12 protein-coding genes, 1 tRNA gene and 1 pseudogene are annotated in these 17184 nt (G+C 63.0%); 9 read left to right on the top strand and 5 right to left on the bottom strand.

Features of this window, described 5'->3' with window-relative positions; translation table 11 throughout:
* Positions 1 to 63: 63 nt before the first annotated feature.
* From U5768_RS25520 to U5768_RS25510, 3 genes are all read right to left on the bottom strand, one after another.
* Positions 64 to 1587: a fumarate hydratase gene (locus tag U5768_RS25520; protein ID WP_322033157.1), complete on the bottom strand. Its 1524-nt coding sequence runs from the start codon at positions 1585 to 1587 to the stop codon at positions 64 to 66.
* Positions 1588 to 1643: 56 nt separating this feature from the next.
* Positions 1644 to 2273, bottom strand: coding sequence for a TIGR00645 family protein (locus U5768_RS25515; protein ID WP_322033156.1), 630 nt, complete (start codon positions 2271 to 2273; stop codon positions 1644 to 1646).
* A 165-nt stretch (positions 2274 to 2438) separates the two neighbouring features.
* Positions 2439 to 3338 carry a DMT family transporter gene (locus U5768_RS25510; protein ID WP_322033155.1) on the bottom strand — a complete coding sequence of 300 codons (900 nt, stop codon included), beginning with the start codon at positions 3336 to 3338 and terminating at the stop codon, positions 2439 to 2441.
* Between the two features lie 356 nt (positions 3339 to 3694).
* Here U5768_RS25510 and acs point away from each other — a divergent pair, with 356 nt between their 5' ends.
* The 5 genes and pseudogenes from acs to U5768_RS25485 all read left to right on the top strand — a co-directional run.
* A complete protein-coding gene (gene acs, locus U5768_RS25505; protein WP_322033154.1) occupies positions 3695 to 5677 on the top strand; it encodes an acetate--CoA ligase in 1983 nt (660 codons plus the stop codon).
* 145 nt (positions 5678 to 5822) lie between these two features.
* Positions 5823 to 6188: a DUF4212 domain-containing protein gene (locus U5768_RS25500; RefSeq protein ID WP_322033153.1), complete on the top strand. Its 366-nt coding sequence runs from the start codon at positions 5823 to 5825 to the stop codon at positions 6186 to 6188.
* A complete protein-coding gene (locus U5768_RS25495) occupies positions 6185 to 8203 on the top strand; it encodes a VC_2705 family sodium/solute symporter (RefSeq protein ID WP_322033152.1) in 2019 nt (672 codons plus the stop codon). The genes U5768_RS25500 and U5768_RS25495 overlap by 4 nt, the downstream gene beginning before the upstream one ends.
* A 322-nt stretch (positions 8204 to 8525) precedes the next feature.
* Complete coding sequence (locus tag U5768_RS25490) at positions 8526 to 8888, top strand: hypothetical protein (protein ID WP_322033151.1); 363 nt, start codon at positions 8526 to 8528, stop codon at positions 8886 to 8888.
* A gap of 147 nt (positions 8889 to 9035) precedes the next feature.
* Positions 9036 to 9146, top strand: a pseudogene (locus U5768_RS25485) (IS5/IS1182 family transposase); the annotation flags it as partial.
* Positions 9147 to 9421: 275 nt separating this feature from the next.
* Here the strand turns inward: U5768_RS25485 and U5768_RS25480 are convergent.
* Positions 9422 to 9625 (bottom strand): hypothetical protein, encoded by a 204-nt coding sequence (locus U5768_RS25480; protein WP_322033150.1) that lies wholly within the window; start codon positions 9623 to 9625, stop codon positions 9422 to 9424.
* A gap of 414 nt (positions 9626 to 10039) precedes the next feature.
* On the opposite strand from U5768_RS25480, the gene U5768_RS25475 reads away from it, so the two are divergent.
* The 4 genes from U5768_RS25475 (at position 10040) to U5768_RS25460 (ending at position 16367) form a co-directional block, all read left to right on the top strand.
* Complete coding sequence (locus U5768_RS25475; RefSeq protein ID WP_322033149.1) at positions 10040 to 12592, top strand: type VI secretion system tip protein VgrG; 2553 nt, start codon at positions 10040 to 10042, stop codon at positions 12590 to 12592.
* Positions 12589 to 14151: a hypothetical protein gene (locus tag U5768_RS25470; protein WP_322033148.1), complete on the top strand. Its 1563-nt coding sequence runs from the start codon at positions 12589 to 12591 to the stop codon at positions 14149 to 14151. Before U5768_RS25475 ends, U5768_RS25470 begins: the two co-directional genes overlap by 4 nt.
* Positions 14148 to 15173 (top strand): PoNe immunity protein domain-containing protein, encoded by a 1026-nt coding sequence (locus U5768_RS25465; protein ID WP_322033147.1) that lies wholly within the window; start codon positions 14148 to 14150, stop codon positions 15171 to 15173. Before U5768_RS25470 ends, U5768_RS25465 begins: the two co-directional genes overlap by 4 nt.
* Before the next feature lie 186 nt (positions 15174 to 15359).
* Positions 15360 to 16367, top strand: coding sequence for a hypothetical protein (locus U5768_RS25460; RefSeq protein ID WP_322033146.1), 1008 nt, complete (start codon positions 15360 to 15362; stop codon positions 16365 to 16367).
* Positions 16368 to 16846: 479 nt separating this feature from the next.
* Here the strand turns inward: U5768_RS25460 and U5768_RS25455 are convergent.
* Positions 16847 to 16937, bottom strand: a tRNA-Ser gene (locus U5768_RS25455).
* Between the last annotated feature and the right edge of the window lie 247 nt (positions 16938 to 17184).

Genomic DNA, 17184 nt, shown 5'->3' with positions numbered 1-17184 from the left:
ACCGGAGCGCGCGGCCCCGGTTTTTAGGCTCAAGCCGGGTATCGACCCGGCGTCAACCCGGCATCAAACTGTGGCGACCGGAATCTTGCCGATTTTCGCCTGCCATTCGGCGGGGCCCGTCTTGTGCACCGAAGTGCCCGACGAATCGACTGCGACCGTCACCGGCATGTCCTGCACGTCGAACTCGTAGATGGCTTCCATGCCGAGGTCTTCGAACGCGACGACCTTCGAGCCGCGGATCGCCTTCGAGACGAGGTAAGCCGCGCCGCCGACTGCCATCAGGTAAGCCGCCTTGTGCTTCTTGATGGCGTCGATGGCGACCGGGCCGCGCTCGGCCTTGCCGACCATCGAGATGAGGCCCGTCTGCGAGAGCATGAGGTCCGTGAACTTGTCCATGCGCGTGGCCGTGGTGGGGCCGGCCGGGCCGACCACTTCGTCGCGCACCGGATCGACCGGGCCGACGTAGTAGATCACGCGGTTCTTGAAGTCCACGGGCAGCTTCTCGCCCTTCGCGAGCATGTCGGCAATGCGCTTGTGCGCGGCGTCGCGGCCCGTGAGCATCTTGCCCGAGAGCAAGAGCGTCTGGCCCGGCTTCCACGAAGCGACTTCTTCGGGCGTGAGCGTGTTCAGATCGACGCGCTTGCTGGTTTCCGTGTTCGGTTCCCAGTTGACCTTCGGCCATGCGTCGAGCGAGGGCGCTTCGAGCTTTGCCGGGCCCGAGCCGTCGAGCACGAAGTGCGCGTGGCGCGTGGCGGCGCAGTTCGGGATCATCGCGACGGGCTTCGAGGCCGCGTGCGTGGGCGCCGCGTGAATCTTCACGTCGAGCACGGTGGCGAGACCGCCAAGACCCTGCGCGCCGATGCCGAGCGCGTTGACCTTCTCGTGCAGTTCCACGCGCAGTTCTTCGATCCAGTCCTGCGGGCCGCGCTTGATGATGTCCTGAATGTCGATGGACTCCATCAGCGATTCCTTCGCCATCAGCATCGCCTTTTCAGCGGTGCCGCCGATACCGATGCCGAGCATGCCCGGCGGGCACCAGCCCGCGCCCATCGTCGGCACGGTCTTGAGCACCCAGTCGACGATCGAGTCGGACGGATTGAGCATCACGAACTTCGACTTGTTCTCCGAGCCGCCGCCCTTGGCCGCGACCTGAACGTCCACCTTGTCGCCCGGCACGATCTCGTAGTGGATCACGGCCGGCGTGTTGTCCTTCGTGTTCTTGCGGCCGCCTTCGGGCGGCGAAACGATCGAGGCGCGCAGCACGTTGTCCGGGTTCAGGTAACCGCGGCGCACGCCTTCGTTGATCATGTCGGTCACGCCCATCGTGGCGCCGTCCCAACGCACGTCCATGCCGACCTTCACGAAGATCGTGACGATGCCGGTGTCCTGGCAGATCGGGCGGCGGCCTTCGGCGCACATGCGGCTGTTGGTGAGGATCTGCGCGATGGCGTCCTTCGCGGCCGGGCTTTCTTCGAGTTCATACGCGCGGCCAAGCGCCTCGATGTAGTCCTGCGGATGGTAGTAGCTGATGTACTGGAGCGAATCCGCAATGCTCTGGATGAGGTCTTCCTGTTTGATGACGGTCATGGCTAGCTTCTGTGGGGACGGGTGTTTTGAATAGTGTGTCTGGCGCGTCGGAGGGGCTACTCCGATGTCGCCCTGGCGCGCACCTCCACGCTCCCGGCCACCGGATGGCGCGCGGCGAGGTCGTGGTAATGCTCGGGGTGCGTATGCGTGGTGATGCGGTCGATCCACGCCATCACGAGCGCCGAGAGCAGGAACGCGCAGTGAATGGCGACTTGCCAGATCACCGTGCGCTCGGATACGGCGTCGGGATTGATGAAGGTCTTGAGCAGGTGGATCGACGAAATGCTGATGAGCGCCATGGCGAGCTTTACCTTGAGCACGCCGGCGTTCACATGATCGAGCCATTCGGGCTCGTCGGGATGTCCTTCCAGATTCAGGCGCGAGACGAAGGTCTCGTAGCCGCCCACGATCACCATGATGAGCAGGTTCGAGATCATCACCACGTCGATCAGGCCGAGCACGGCCAGCATGATGCTGGTTTCGTCGAGCGTGGTGGCGTGGCTCACGAGGTGCCACACCTCCTTGAGAAACAGCACGCAGTACACGACTTGCGCGACGATCAAACCCAGATAGAGCGGCACCTGCAGCCAGCGGCTCATGAAGATGATGCTGGGCAGCGGACGCATGCGGCGACGGGCTTTACCCGGTGCGGCGGCGGAAGGCGGCTGGGGGCGTGCGGCGGACATGGGCAATCACGGTGACGAAATCGGGCGGCGGCGCCTGGGCGGGACCGTCTGGTCAGGGCCAGAAGGCGCGCGCAAGGGGTCGGGCGGGCGTTATTGTACAGCGTCGCAGCAAGGGCTCGCCGGGATTCCGGCAGCGCCGTCCGCGCGCCGATGCTTTCACAGCGCTTACGATGCCGCCGGCGGTAGCCGCTTCGTCTTGAGGCTCGCCAGCCCGATGCCGGCGACCACGCACGCGAGCGCGATGCCGTGCGCGGGCGTGGGGCGCTCGCCGAGAAACGCGATGCCGTATAGCGCAGCCGCCACCGGCAGCACGGCCGTGAACACTCCGGCGATGCTGCCCGGTACGTGTCGAATGCCCAGCATCCAGAGGCAGAACGAGAACACGCTCGCCGAAAGCCCGTACCAGAGCGCGAGCCAGCCGATGCCCGCGGGCACGCTCGAAAAATCGAACGACAGCGCGCCGGGCAGGCCCACGGGCAGCATCAGCAGAAAGCCGAACAGGTGGGTGTAGGCGCAGATATCGAGCGGCGCGAGCGTCTGCGTGAGACGGCGCGAAAGGATCACGTAGAGCGATTCGCAGCACACCGCGCCGAGCACCATCAGGTTGCCGCCGAACGAGTTTGCGCCGCTATCGCCACCGTTGCCGCCCACGTGCGCGAGATTGATGACCGCAATGCCCGCAATGGCGAGCACGATGGAAGCGAGCGCCCGTGCGTCGGGGCGCTCGCGCAGGAAAAGCCACGAGAAGAGGGCGACCACGGCGGGAATGGTGCTCGTGATGACGCCTGCCGCGACCGCGCTCGTGCGATGCACGCCGCCGAGCATCAGCAGCGTAAACCCGAATGTTCCAAACAGGGCCTGGAGGAACAGATTGACCCATTCGCCGCGCTTCACTTTCTGCATTTTGGCGCGGCGCAAGAGCGGCCCGAGCACGGCGAGAGCGATCACGAAGCGCAGCAGCGCGAAGAGCGGAACGGGGATGAAGGCGACGATCGACTTGCCGATGCCGACGTTGCTGCCCACGAGCAGCATCGAGGCGACGAGAAAAAAGGAATAGCGATTCAAGCTGGAATCCGGGTGCGCAGTTCAGTTAGCATTCTAAATGTCTGCTTACTTGCTTGCCATGGCGCGCGGCGCGGAATCTCCGCATGCGCGTGCGTAAGTGGCCGGTAAGTTGCTACGCTTACCCTTGCTGGCATGGGTGGTTGGCGAAGATCGCTTTGCCGCACGTTCGTGCTGCGAATCTCGCGCCCTCATGCATGCTGCGATGCCGCAATGGCGGCTCGCGGCGCAAGCCAATAGCATCGCGCCCGCAGGCAGGTTGCAAGCGGGCGGCGGTGCACGGAGACGGCGCGCGGGAGCCTGGAAATGCTCATGCGTGTCCACGAGTTTGACGTTTCATCTTCACCAGGGGATTGTCGATGTCTGCGATTGAATCGGTTCTTCAGGAACGCCGCGTCTTTGCGCCTTCCGAGCAAGCGGTGGCTGGCGCCACGGTGTCCGGCATGGACGCTTACAAGGCGCTGTGCGCCGAAGCCGAACGCGATTACGAAGGCTTCTGGGCGCGCCTCGCGCGCGAAACGCTGACCTGGCAAAAGCCCTTCACGAAGGTGCTCGACGAATCGAAGGCGCCGTTCTACACGTGGTTCGAAGACGGCGAGCTCAACGCCTCGTACAACAGCCTCGACCGCCACGTCGAAGCGGGCAACGGCGAGCGCGTCGCGATCGTTTTCGAGGCCGACGACGGCACCGTCACGAACGTCACGTACACGGATCTGCTCGCGCGCGTAGCGCGCTTCGCCAACGCGCTTAAGAAGCGCGGCGTGAAGAAGGGCGACCGCGTGGTCATCTACATGCCGATGTCCGTGGAAGGCGTGGTCGCCATGCAGGCTTGCGCGCGCATTGGCGCTACGCACTCGGTGGTGTTCGGCGGGTTCTCGTCGAAGTCGCTCAACGAACGCATGGTGGACGTGGGCGCGGTCGCGCTCATCACCGCCGACGAACAGATGCGCGGCGGCAAGGCGCTGCCGCTGAAGAACATCGCCGACGAAGCGCTCGCCATGGGCGGCTGCGACGCGGTGCACAGCGTGATCGTCTACCGGCGCACGGGCGGCAAGGTCGCCTGGCAGGAAGGCCGCGACCACTGGATGCACGAACTCTCGGCGGCTGAAAGCGAGACCTGCGCGCCGGTGCCCGTGGGCGCGGAACATCCGCTCTTCATCCTCTATACGTCGGGCTCGACGGGCAAGCCGAAGGGCGTTCAGCACAGCACGGGCGGCTATCTGCTGTGGGCCGCGCAAACGATGAAGTGGACCTTCGACTACAAGCCGGACGACGTGTTCTGGTGTACGGCCGACATCGGCTGGGTCACGGGTCATAGCTATATCGCCTACGGCCCGCTGACGATCGGCGCGACCCAGGTCATGTTCGAGGGCGTGCCGACGTACCCGAACGCGGGCCGCTTCTGGGAAATGATCCAGAAGCACAAGGTCACCGTGTTCTACACGGCGCCCACGGCGATCCGCTCGCTCATCAAGTCCGCGGAAGCCGATGCGAAAGTGCATCCGAAGAGTTACGACCTTTCCTCGCTGCGCATTCTCGGCACCGTCGGCGAGCCGATCAATCCCGAAGCGTGGATGTGGTACTACGAAAACGTCGGCGGCAAGCGCTGCCCGATCGTGGACACGTGGTGGCAGACCGAAACGGGCGGCCACATGATCACGCCGCTGCCGGGCGCGACGCCGCTCGTGCCGGGCTCGTGCACACTGCCGCTGCCGGGCATCATGGCCGCGATCGTCGACGAAACCGGCCAGGACGTGCCGAACGGGCAGGGCGGCATTCTCGTCGTCAAGCGGCCGTGGCCCGCGATGATCCGTAACGTGTGGGGCCAGCCGGAACGCTACAAGACGGGCTATTTCCCCGAGGAACTCGGCGGCAAGCTGTATCTCGCCGGCGACGGCAGCGTGCGCGACAAGGACACCGGCTACTTCACGATCATGGGCCGTATCGACGACGTGCTGAACGTCTCGGGCCACCGCCTCGGCACGATGGAAATCGAGTCGGCGCTGGTGGCGAACCCGCTCGTCGCCGAAGCCGCCGTGGTGGGCCGTCCCGACGACACGACCGGCGAAGCCGTGGTGGCCTTCGTGGTGCTCAAGGCCACGCGTCCGCAGGGCGACGAAGCCGTGAAGCTCGCCAACGATCTGCGCGCCTGGGTCGGCAAGGAGATCGGGCCGATCGCGAAACCGAAGGACATCCGCTTCGGCGAAAACCTGCCGAAGACGCGTTCGGGCAAGATCATGCGCCGCCTGCTGCGCTCGCTCGCGAAGGGCGAGGCGATCACGCAGGACGTTTCGACGCTGGAAAATCCGGCGATTCTCGACCAGCTCGGCGAATCGCTCTAAAAGCCAGGTTTCGCGCGGCGCCTTGTCGGGCGCCGCGCCCGCCGTCGATGCGCGCATGGGCCGCCACCTGGCCCATGCATTCCCCTGCATTGGCCCCCGCATTGGCCCCGATTGCCGGCCCAGCGCGTTTTTGCTACATAGGCGCATGGCCGCGCCACACACCCATCCGCAGAACAACCTCAATCCATTGCCTGAGCCACCGCCGGTGAGCGAGGCGATGGCGCGCGCGCATCGGCGCTACTGGCGCTTCAACGTCGCGCTGATCGCCGTGCTGATGACGATTGGCTTTCTCGCGTCGTTCGTCGCGCCGCTTTTTGCGCGCACGCTCGCCGGCGTGCGCTTCGCGGGCTTCAGCCTGCCGTTCTACCTCGGCGCGCAGGGCGCGATTCTGCTCTACGTGCTGCTCGTCGCGATCTATATCGTGCTGATGCAGCGCGCCGACCGCGTGCTGCAAGCCGCGCGCGAAGCCGACCTCGCCATCCGCGAAGCCAGCAAGGCGCAGCAACGATGAGGCTTGCGCACCGGCTCATTCGCTCCTACGCGTTGTACACGCTCGGCTTTCTCGCCTTCGTCTACGTCATGTGGCGCATCGAGCTTGCCACCGGCCCCGGCATGTGGATCGGCTACGTGTTCCTGTTCGTGCCGATCGCGGTGTACGCGGTCATCGGGCTGCTCTCGCGCACCTCGGACCTCGTCGAATACTATGTGGCGGGGCGGCGCGTGCCCTCGTTCTTCAACGGCATGGCGACGGCCGCCGACTGGCTTTCCGCCGCGTCGTTCATCGGCCTCGCGGGCTCGCTCTACGCGAGCGGCTATGACGGCCTCGCGTATCTGATGGGCTGGACGGGCGGCTACTGCCTCGTCGCGTTCCTGCTCGCGCCGTACGTGCGCAAGCTCGCGCGCTACACGATTCCCGACTTTCTCGGCACGCGCTTTTCGAGCAACCTCGTGCGCGCGCTCGCCGTGCTCGCCACCATCCTCTGCTCGTTCGTCTATCTCGTCGCGCAGATCCAGGGCGTGGGGCTGATCGCCACGCGCTTCATCGGCGTGGATTTCGCCATCGGCATCTTCTGCGGACTGGCGGGCATCCTCGTGTGTTCGTTTCTCGGCGGCATGCGCGCCGTAACGTGGACGCAGGTCGCGCAGTACATCATCCTGATCGCGGCGATCCTGATTCCCGTTTCGCTGATCGCGCATCGCGACGGCCTGGGCTGGCTGCCGCAAATCGACTACGGCAGCGTGATGCAGCGCGTGGAAGCGCTCGAGCGCGACGTGCGCGGAGCAAGCGCCGAAGCCAACGTGCGCGACGCTTACCGCACGCGCGCGGCGCAATGGCAGACGCGTCTCGACACGCTGCCGCAGTCGTACGTCGCGGAGAAAACGCATCTCGTCGAATCGCTCGCGGACCTGCGCCGCCACAACGGGCCGCTGCGCGACATCGATTCGCTGCAACGCGAACTGAACGCGTTCCCGCGCGACGTGGACGCCGCGCGCATGGTGTGGACGCGCCAGCGCGACGACCTGCTCGAGCGCGCCGCGCCGCCCGTGCCGATGAACGAGCCGTTCCCCGCCGCAGACGACGCCGAGCGGCGCCTTCATCAGCGCAACTTCCTCTCGCTGCTGCTGTGCCTTTCGCTTGGCACGGCGAGCCTGCCGCACATCCTCACGCGCTACAACACGACGACCTCGGTGGCGTCGGCGCGGCGCTCGGTGGGCTGGACGCTTTTCTTCGTCGCGCTCTTTTATCTGACCGTGCCCGTGCTCGCGGTGCTGATCAAGTTCGAGATCCTCACGCATCTGGTGGGGCAGCGCTTCGACGACCTGCCGCATTGGGTCATGCAGTGGCGGCGCGTCGAGCCGTATCTCATCAGCATCGCGGACGTGAACGGCGACGGCGTGGTGCGCTGGAGCGACATTCAGATGCAGCCCGACATGGTCGTGCTCGCCGCGCCGGAAGTTGCGGGGCTGCCCTATGTGATGTCGGGGCTCATTGCCTCGGGAGCGCTCGCGGCCGCGCTTTCGACCGCCGATGGGCTGCTGCTCACGATTTCGAACGTACTCTCGCACGACGTGTACTACCACATGGTCGACCCGGCCGCATCGAGCCAGCGGCGCGTGACGATGTCGAAGATCCTGCTGCTCGGCGTGGCGCTGTTCGCTTCGTATGTGGCGTCGCTCAATGCGGGCAATATTCTTTTTCTGGTGGGCGCGGCATTTTCGCTCGCGGCGTCGAGTCTCTTTCCTGTGCTCGTGCTCGGCGTGTTCTGGAAACGCACGACGCGCCTGGGCGCCGTGGCCGGCATGATCGCGGGCCTGACGGTGTGCGTCTATTACATCGTCTCGACGTATCCGTTCTTTACGCAGCTCACGGGCTTCGCGGGCTCGCGATGGTTTGGCATCGAGCCGATCAGCTCGGGCGTGTTCGGCGTGCCCGCGGGCTTTCTCGTGGCGATTGGCGTGAGTCTGCTCGACCGCAAGCCGGACGCTTATACGGTTGCGTTGGTGGACTATATCCGTCATCCATGAGTGCGAGGACGTGATTGCCGGTGTGCGGTCGAGCACTTTAAAAACGGGCTGGCGAGGAGATACTGAAGTCCTCTCGTTCCCGCGCCGGTCCTCGAAGCAGTACGCGGGAATTCGGCGTCGGGCTGCGGCCCGACGTTTTTTCTGTTCAATGGCTCGCCGTGCTGCTGTGCGCTTTCCCGGCGGACTATCAAGTCATTCTTCTTTTGTCCGATAACCAGATGGGTCGTCTCGTGTCGCGGGAGGGCCCAGGTGCCATTCCGTGCGCTGCGCGGGAATTTGCGTTGAATCGAGCCAGAAAAAGGGCGTTTGGTCGGGGAAGTCATTGAAGCGCATTGCACTCAGTCTTATCGTTTTCGGCGCCTTTGCGGCGCCCGACGCATTTGCCAAATGCTGGGGCAACGACGCCTTCCAGAACTGCATCGACGAATCGGGCAACTCGTATACGGTACAGCGCTTCGGCAATACGTCTACGGTCAACGGGTATCAGCAGAAGCTGCCGGGCGAGGCGTGGGAGCAGACGGGGGCTTCGATTGGCGATACGACGGTCATCACCGGGCAGGCTGCCGATGGGTCGACGTGGACCGAGACGATCACGAACTATGGCAACGGGACGCGGACTATCTCGGGGATGGATGGGAAAGGGCTTGTGTACAACAGGTATTGCACGGTGAGTGGGTGCAATTGAGGGGGACGCGCTCGCCGCGTGAGCCGTGGCGCAGGACGTCGCGGGTTTCGCTGGAGTAGCCGATACCCTGTTGAATCACCCGAAACGATAAGGCTCCCTCATGGGGAGCCTTATGTGTTCGGTGGCGGAGAGACGGGGATTCGAACCTTTCGCCGACTGCGCATCCGCTTCGAACAGCTCGCTTTCATCCACGAGGCTTTCCTCAGAATCCCCTGCTGCATCATATGCTGGCGACGCCTGCAAAAGTCATTCTGTTAACGCCTCTAAGTGCACAACTAGCATAGCCTCCTCCCCAAGGTACAAGCCCTGAGACACTGCTGTACGCAAGATCGCAGGTTCTAGACTGCCGTTTTGGACGTCCTCCAGCATTCTCTTGCGCAATGGCTGGGAAGTGGCGGCCGCCGTGCTGATCTTCAATCTGGCGCTTCAAACGTGCCGCCAGCCGTGAGAAATGCCGCTTCAGGCAAACGATGGGCGCGAGCCGGATATTGCCGCATCTTCGACTAACCGGGGGGTGACGGTCAACCTGGTTTTCAGTCTGTCGTCTCCGGCTCGCAGTCGCCCGAAAGCAGATCGGAGAGTTCTTCCGGTCGCAGTTTGCGCAGGGTCTTTTCGGTGCGCCTGACGTGGCGGCGGTCATTGGGCTTGTAGATGTTGCGCGCCTTGCGGGCGTACCGTTTCTGTACGAAACAGCCCAGTTCCCCGGCAAGACGGATTTGCTTGCGGTTCGTGCTCATGACGGCGACCCGCACCTGAACGACCGCGCCCGCTCGCCTGCTGAGACGTTGCCCGCGCCGTCGCGCGCGACGCCATTCACGCTTGTTCTGTTGCCTGCCCCGATGATCTTGTCCATCGCCCCTCTCCTGACTGCTGGCAGCGTTGCCGGTTATCAGGTGATGAGTAGCGCGACTCAAGACAACGGCCCTTGCGCGAGATCCATGTTTGCCTGTTCACCGCCAGCCACAACGAAGCTGAAAGGTGACGTGGCAATCAAGAACGCGGCATGAACAACGCGCAGCGGTACCGACCAATTGCACAGCGAGGATCCTGTGCGCAAAAAAAACGCCATCTCACTTTCGGACATATCTGATTGCTGGCAGCACACCGCCTTGCCAGCATGAGCATTCGACCGATTAAGGGGACGCATAAGAATGGCGGAAATTGATCCGGTTTCAAACCTGCTCACTGGCCGACAGGCGTACCGCCTCGACGTGCCAGGAACGCCCGCCGCCGCCGCGCTCTCGGTGGTGTCGTTCACGGCCACCGAAAAAATGAGCGAGGCAAGCGTAGTGCTGATCGTGGCGACGCATCCGCAGCAACTCGCGCGGTCTGACTTCCTCAACCAGGACGCCACATTTTCCATCACACAGGAAGATGAAACCACGCGGGAAATGAGCGGTGTCATCGAGCGTATCTCGGTGCTTCAAACCTCGCACGACGAGGTTACGCACGAATTCCTGCTCAGGTCGCACATTGGACGGCTGGCGACGACGACGCGCACGAAAATCTACCAGCACGCGAGCACGCCTGACATCCTGGCGGCGGGGCTGCGCGAGCATGGGCTGCGCGAACATCAATTCGCTTTTCGGCTGCGCGGCACCTATCCGAAGCACGATTTCCGTATGCAATACGGCATGACCGACGCCGCATACGGTCACATGATGCAGGAGAAATCAGGCATCTTTTTCTATATTCAGGAGAGCGAACACGGCGATCAGGTGGTCTATGGCGATGACGTGGATCATTACATCTATGAACCCCGCCTGATCGTGCCGTACCGCGAAGCGGCGGGACTCGAATCGGGCGGCGTAGAAGCGGTCACGTCGATCAAGACCCACTCCGTTGTCGTGTCGAAGTCGGTGATTGTCGCGGACTATAACCCTCAAGAGGCTTGGGAGCGTTTTCGGGATACGGCCAACGTTGCCCCGGGCGATACCACGACCTACGGCCAGCCCTATGTGTACGGGACTCACCACCTCGACCAGACCGGGGCGAAACGGGAAGCCCAACTGCGGCACGAAGCGGCCATCGCCTGGCAGGTCGTCTATGAAGGCGAAAGCAACGTACTGGCCTTGCAGCCGGGGCGCGTGTTCGAAACGGATATGGTGCTGCCCGATGCGCCGGAAGGCCAGCTTATTGTCGAGATCACGCACAGCGGCGCACGCGACAAGCCCTATACGAACCGCTACAGGGCCATCCCCGCCGACCGGCGTTTCCGCCTGAAACTGGAACCCGAGAATTGGGCCAGGGTGAGCGGCACACTTTCAGCGCGCGTGACCAGTCCGGATTCCTACACGTATTCCTACATTACGTCGGAAGGCCACTATGTCGTTCGTTTCGATGCGGACTTCGAAACGTGGCCCAACGGCGGCGAAAGCGTACCGCTGCGCCTTGCAAAACCGTTCGCGGGCAAGCTGCAAACCGGTATGCACTTCCCTGCGCTGGACGATGCCGAAGCCGTGATTACCTGCCGCGACGGCAACCCGGACAAGCCGGAAATTACCGGCTTTCATCACCACAGCCAGGCGCGCGACCGCATCACGAATGACCGGCGCTGGCTCTCGCGCAACATGATCCGCACGCAGAAGAACAACAAACTGCGGATGGAAGACTGGGCAGGCCAGGAAGGCATCAAACTTGGCACGGAACATTCGGGCAAGTCACAACTGAATCTCGGCTACCTGATTAACAACAAACTCGAATACCGGGGCGAAGGCTTCGAGGCGAGAACATCGGGCTACGGGGTGAATCGCGCGGGCAAGGGCATGATGCTGACCGCCTACGACCGCCCCGCCGCGACCGGCAAGCAACTGGACATGCAGGAGACCATTGCACAGCTTGAAAGCGCGCTGGCGACCGCGAAGGCACTGGCCGCATCCGCCAGCAGCGCGAAGGCCGAACCCGCCGATACTGACGCCCAGCAGCAGATGAAGGACGATCTGGACGGTCTCAAGCAGCCGGGGCTGCTGATGAGCACGCCCGCATCGGCGGGCCTCGTCGCGGGCGGTGGCGTGCAGTTTTCGACGCAGGGCGGTATCTCGTACGTGGCCGGGAAAAACGCCGACTGGAGCGTGCTCAAGCGTTTCACGGTCGCGGCGGTCGAGAAGATATCGGTGTTCGTGCAGAAGGCCGGCATCAAGATTTTTGCGGCCAAAGGCCCGGTCGATATCCAGGCCCAGGGCGGTCCCATGTCGCTCACGGCTGCAAAGGACGTGAACTTTGCCAGCGTCAACGGCAAGGTCAATCTCGCGGCCGCGAAGGAAATCATCCTGGAATGTGGCGGCGCGTTCGTGCAAATCAAGGACGGCAGCATTACGCTTGGCGGTCCCGGCGATCTGTTCCTCAAGACCATCACGGTGCAAAAGCAGGGCAAGGCATCGCAGGGGCCCAACCTCCCCGTGCTGCCTTCCGGCAGGGTCGGCGACCTGCCTCACTTCCTCGAAATCAGTCACCACTACGAGGACCTTGAGCCGGTCAAAAACGCGCCCTACACGGTGCGCCTGAAGAATGGCACGACCCTGTCAGGCACGCTTGACGACGAGGGTTTTGCGCGTCTCGAGGGCATGCAGCCCGGTCAGGGCACCGCCTGTCTGGGCGAGGACGCGCGCCAGTGGGCGGGCGAACCGAAACGCCCCAACAGCGACTCCGGCGCAGCCACCGACGCGCAGTCCGGTATCAACCTTGTCAGGACGTTCCTTTCATGATCGCAAGAGTGTTGCCCATCACCCAGGTCAAACCGGACCTGAGGGACGCAGTACGCATGTCCGTAGCGGAAATCGAACGCTTTCTCGCCTTGTTCTACCCCATCGACGTGATCCGCCAGCAGCAGTCCGCACTGGCGATTGCCGGTCAATGGCTCTCCCGCGTGAAGGGGTTTCACGACGACGACGATTTCCTGCATCTGGTGCGCGATTTCCTGTCGTGGGTGCTCAGTGGTGGCGAGCGATCGCTTGCCTCGGACCACCTCTCGTTTTTCTTCTCGGGTTTCATGCCGAGTTACGGCACGGCGCGCACCTTTCTCGGCATCGTGAACGACGGCGGGACCTGGCCTGCCGTACGGGCGTTCATGCACAGCCAGGCATACGGCAATGCGAAGCAATACGTAGAGAATTTCGACTGGTCAGGAGGCCGGAAGACGGCGCAGGCCGAAGCCCAGGCGTGGCTGGACGTGCTGAAGATGGAAGACGGCACGTTGCAGGCGGCGACCCAGGGGGGCGCGGTCCTGCTGGCGCAGGCGCTCCCTGCCCCCAATGCGCCGGTGACCGATTTTCCGGCCAATGATCCCGTATTTCCAAAGCCGCCGCCGTCGCTGAGGGTGGTGCCGCCGGTTGAGGCCCCTGCGGCGGTCGAGGGAATTGGCGAGGCTGCGGCCAGTCGTCTCGGTCCGCTATTGCTGCGGCTTGGAGGGATGGCGCTGTTCACGGTAGTTATCGTGGTGATGCCATCGAATGCCTTTGAGCACAATACCGAAGATGAGGACATGCGCAAATTGCATGCGGAGTATCTTCGCAAGCAGCAACTGCCCATCCCCGCGCCCGAAGTCCGGACTGACGTAAAGGTCGATACACAAACCCAGGAGTGCAAGCCGCAGACCGAGGTCAACAAGCAGAACGGCGCGAAGTGTGAGAACGATGGCTATATTCTGATGGAGAAGTCGCTGGGCTACCAGCGGCTTGTCGATCCGCCGAAGGGGCGAGGCCTCGACGGTCTGTTTGAGAAGCAGGCCGATATGAGCGCGCCGAACCCGATGCCGAAGGACGTGAGCGAGCCGCCGCCTGGAGGCAAGCTGGTGTTCATTCCCGAAGCGATCAGGCCACCCAGGCCACACTATGCGGCACTCAACCCGGAGACTACGAGTGCGATAGCCTATCCACTGTTCGTGGTGTTTGAGGCGAAGCACATATCGAAAAGCTTCGATCCCAGTGATACCGATGGTATCCAGAAGGAAGCCAAGCGGCGGCTGGGCGAAACCTGCGACGGCACGCAGATGAGCGAGCCTTGGAGTGAGAGGCGAATTCCACAGGCGCTGAATCGAAAGGTGAAAAGTGGTGACATGACGCGTAGGGAAAGCAAGGCTCAATATCAAAAAATAAAAGATTCAGGATATGTCCGCTGGATGTTCATCTGCTTACCTGGTCCAACGGGATCGTCGTCGAAGCTGTTTGTGCTGATCGATGTTGTGGGTGCTGGAATGAACCTCGAAAAGACCTCGCAATCTGCCCCGGCTCAGTCGGAAAGCGATACATCAGGGAGCTTTGAATGACTGACTTTAGCAAGAACCGGCGACAGAAATTTCTGAGCGAAAAAGACTATCGCGAAGATGAAGATGCTTATAAATATGGGATCCAACTGGCTTACGACTCGCTGTCGTCAAGTACGCACAAAGCGCCTGGCGCGGATTCACGTAATCGATGGTCAATTGCCTCTGACAGTCTTGAATCGCTATTGCTCGATTACACGGCGGGTAAGCCTATCGAGGAATTGAGGACGCAGTTCCCCGACGTGATCAGGCGCTTCGATATCTACGTTGAGAGCGCTATATCTCCGCGTGGGAAGAATCCGCCCGAGAACGTGGCGGATACGTTTGAGATCACCCAGCTAGACGCCTACGTGTATGTGTTCTGGCTGCTCGCGCTGTGCAGGTTGCTGGGCCATTCGGAGTTCATCCCAACCGTCATCGGCTGGGTGGACAAAACACTCGAATTCAACCGAGGGCGTGACGGGCTGTTCGAAAATGTGGTGCAGGCGCTGACGGGTACGCATGTCGAAGCGCCGCGCGTGGTGCTCCATGCTGTGCCGTATCGGCCACTTGCCAGCGCCACGATAAGGAAACCCGACGAACGGCCCGCGCTGGTCAAGGAGTTTGTCGAGGGCTGGTACAAGGGCATGAAGCCGACCTACTGGTACGGCGCGCATACGGACGGTCTCTATTTCGGTTACTGGTGCCTGGAGGCCGCGCTGGTGACGGTGCTGTGGGACATTGACGACAGCAGCTATCGCGACAATCTCGTGTATCCGAAGGACCTAGTGGATTTCGCGCGTGAGCGCGAGGCCGCAGCAAGCGCCGCCGACACCCCGAAGCCCCACATTTCCCGCAGGACCGGCGAGCAATGCCCGCACACGGGGCGCTGGGGCGTGCTCGAATCGCCGGGGGCGTTCCTCCAGGAACGCATGTTCAAGAAGGGCGACACCTTCCCCGAGGGCATTCGCCGCGACCGTAGCGAAGGCCCGGTTACGTGGATCGTGATGGGGCGTGAGGACGGCGGCCCGACCCGCGAAGCGTGAGCGCATGAGTCTAGAGGGCAAATTCCGGCACCCGGACGCGGTGCCGTTTCTCGTTTCGCCGCCAGCCTGGGTGCGTATCCATGAACCCGCGCCGGGTGAATTGCGCGTCGCGACCGAGAGCGCAGACGAAGGCCGCGCGATCCTCTGCTTTCTGCCGCCTCTCGACGCGCCGACTGACGCAACACCATGACGACTTCACCGAGAAAAAATTCGGTCGGTCTGCCGCGCCTGACGATAGGGAAAATGCAAGCTATGGCCGCGAAGCATGGCGGCAAATGCCTGTCGGCGCAGTATGTCAACGCAAGAACGCATCTGGAGTGGGAATGTGCCGAAGGGCACCGGTGGCTCGCACGTCCGAACAATATCAAGAACGGGACGTGGTGCCGGATCTGCTGGCTACAACGGCGCAGGCTGGATCTGTCCGCCATCCAGGCAGACGCGCAGAAGCGCGGAGGACGCTGCCTGTCTGATGAGTATGTCAACAGCAGGTTGGCGCTGCTTTTCGAGTGTTCGGCGGGACACCGCTGGAAAAGCTCGGCTGCGGGGATTCGTGCGGGGAACTGGTGTCAGGAGTGCCTGTTTGCGGAGCGGCGTGTCACCCTGGACAAGATACGGGCAGTCGCGGCAGGCTACGGCGGAGAATGCCTGTCCGATACCTACGACCCCAAACAGCCATTGCGCTGGCGTTGCGCGGAAGGCCACGAGTGGGAGGTTACGGCCGACCACGTGCGCAGTGGTAACTGGTGCCCCCATTGCCAGCGTGAAAACCGGCGCAGAAAGGAGCTTGACCGGGTATGCGCGTTAGCGGCGGAACGCGGCGGGCGGTGTCTGTCGAAGCGCTACATTGATGGGGAGACGCCGCTGGAGTGGCAGTGCAGGCGAGGCCATACATGGCGTGGCAGGCCGGTGAACGTGATAAGAGGATTCTGGTGCCCGGACTGCGAGCGCGAAGACCACTCCGAGAGGGGTATCGAACGCATGCGCAAGCTGGCAGCAGCACGCGGGGGCGAATGCCTGTCCGACACCTACGTCAACGTGAAGGAGAAGCTGCGCTGGCGCTGTGCACGCGGTCACGAGTGGGAGTCGACGGCCGCGACTGTGCTCACTGGTTGCTGGTGTCCGAACTGCGCGGTGCTGGGGCGCACGAAGAACCGCGTGAAACGTCTGCGATATGACTTTGAGGGGGGCGTGTGAGAAGGCCAGAAGTGCGGAGAGTTGCCCTCTGTGTGCGTTGCAGTGTCAGGGTGGCCGGACCGTACGTATCCTGCTACGCCCAGGCGGCGCGTTGCGCCGGCGCAGTCAGACGATTCATATATGGGCGAACGATCCACCCTGATTCGAGGGCGATCCGGCAACCGTCAAGATGATTGACAGCCTGCACGAACAGGCGCGCCTGTTCGCCAGGCGCGAGACGCACCAGGCCGTCCACGAACGGAACCCATCGCACTAAGGCGGTGCGCCAGGCGCTTCGCACTGCGCCGGTTAAGGTCGTTGCCGACGCATCGAAGTGCGGCGGGATTGGGCTGTTCGACCCGGAGTTCGTGCAGTGGCACATTGCGGCCGCGCCCGAGCTTTAGGCGATGCGGATATCGACGCGCAAGTGGGTCGGTTTGTGGGTCGAAAAAACAAAAACCCCGCAAGTCATTGACTATACGGGGCTTTTGTCCTGAATCTGGCGGAGAGAGGGGGATTCGAACCCCCGATAGGCTATTAACCTATACACGCTTTCCAGGCGTGCGACTTAAACCGCTCATCCATCTCTCCGGCGGGACGCGAATTATAGCAGGTTCCGTGCGAGGGAGGAAAGCGCTCACGCAGAACCTGGCGCGATGCGCGCTTTGCAAAGTCCGCCGCCCTCCCTGAGCAACGCAGAAATCGTTCGTTCTCCGCCTGCCAGGAAGGCGAGCGGCCACACGCTCGACGCGAAGGGTTGCAGTATCGTTGCGCAGGCATCGATCGGCGCCTTCGGCGCGAGTTCGGGCGCCGACAATCAGGCGCTCGTCGTGGTGGG

Source organism: Paraburkholderia sp. J76, from assembly GCF_905220295.1.
Taxonomy (GTDB): domain Bacteria; phylum Pseudomonadota; class Gammaproteobacteria; order Burkholderiales; family Burkholderiaceae; genus Paraburkholderia.
Note: the sequence above shows the minus strand (reverse complement) of the source record. Positions and strands in the feature narration are given on the sequence as shown.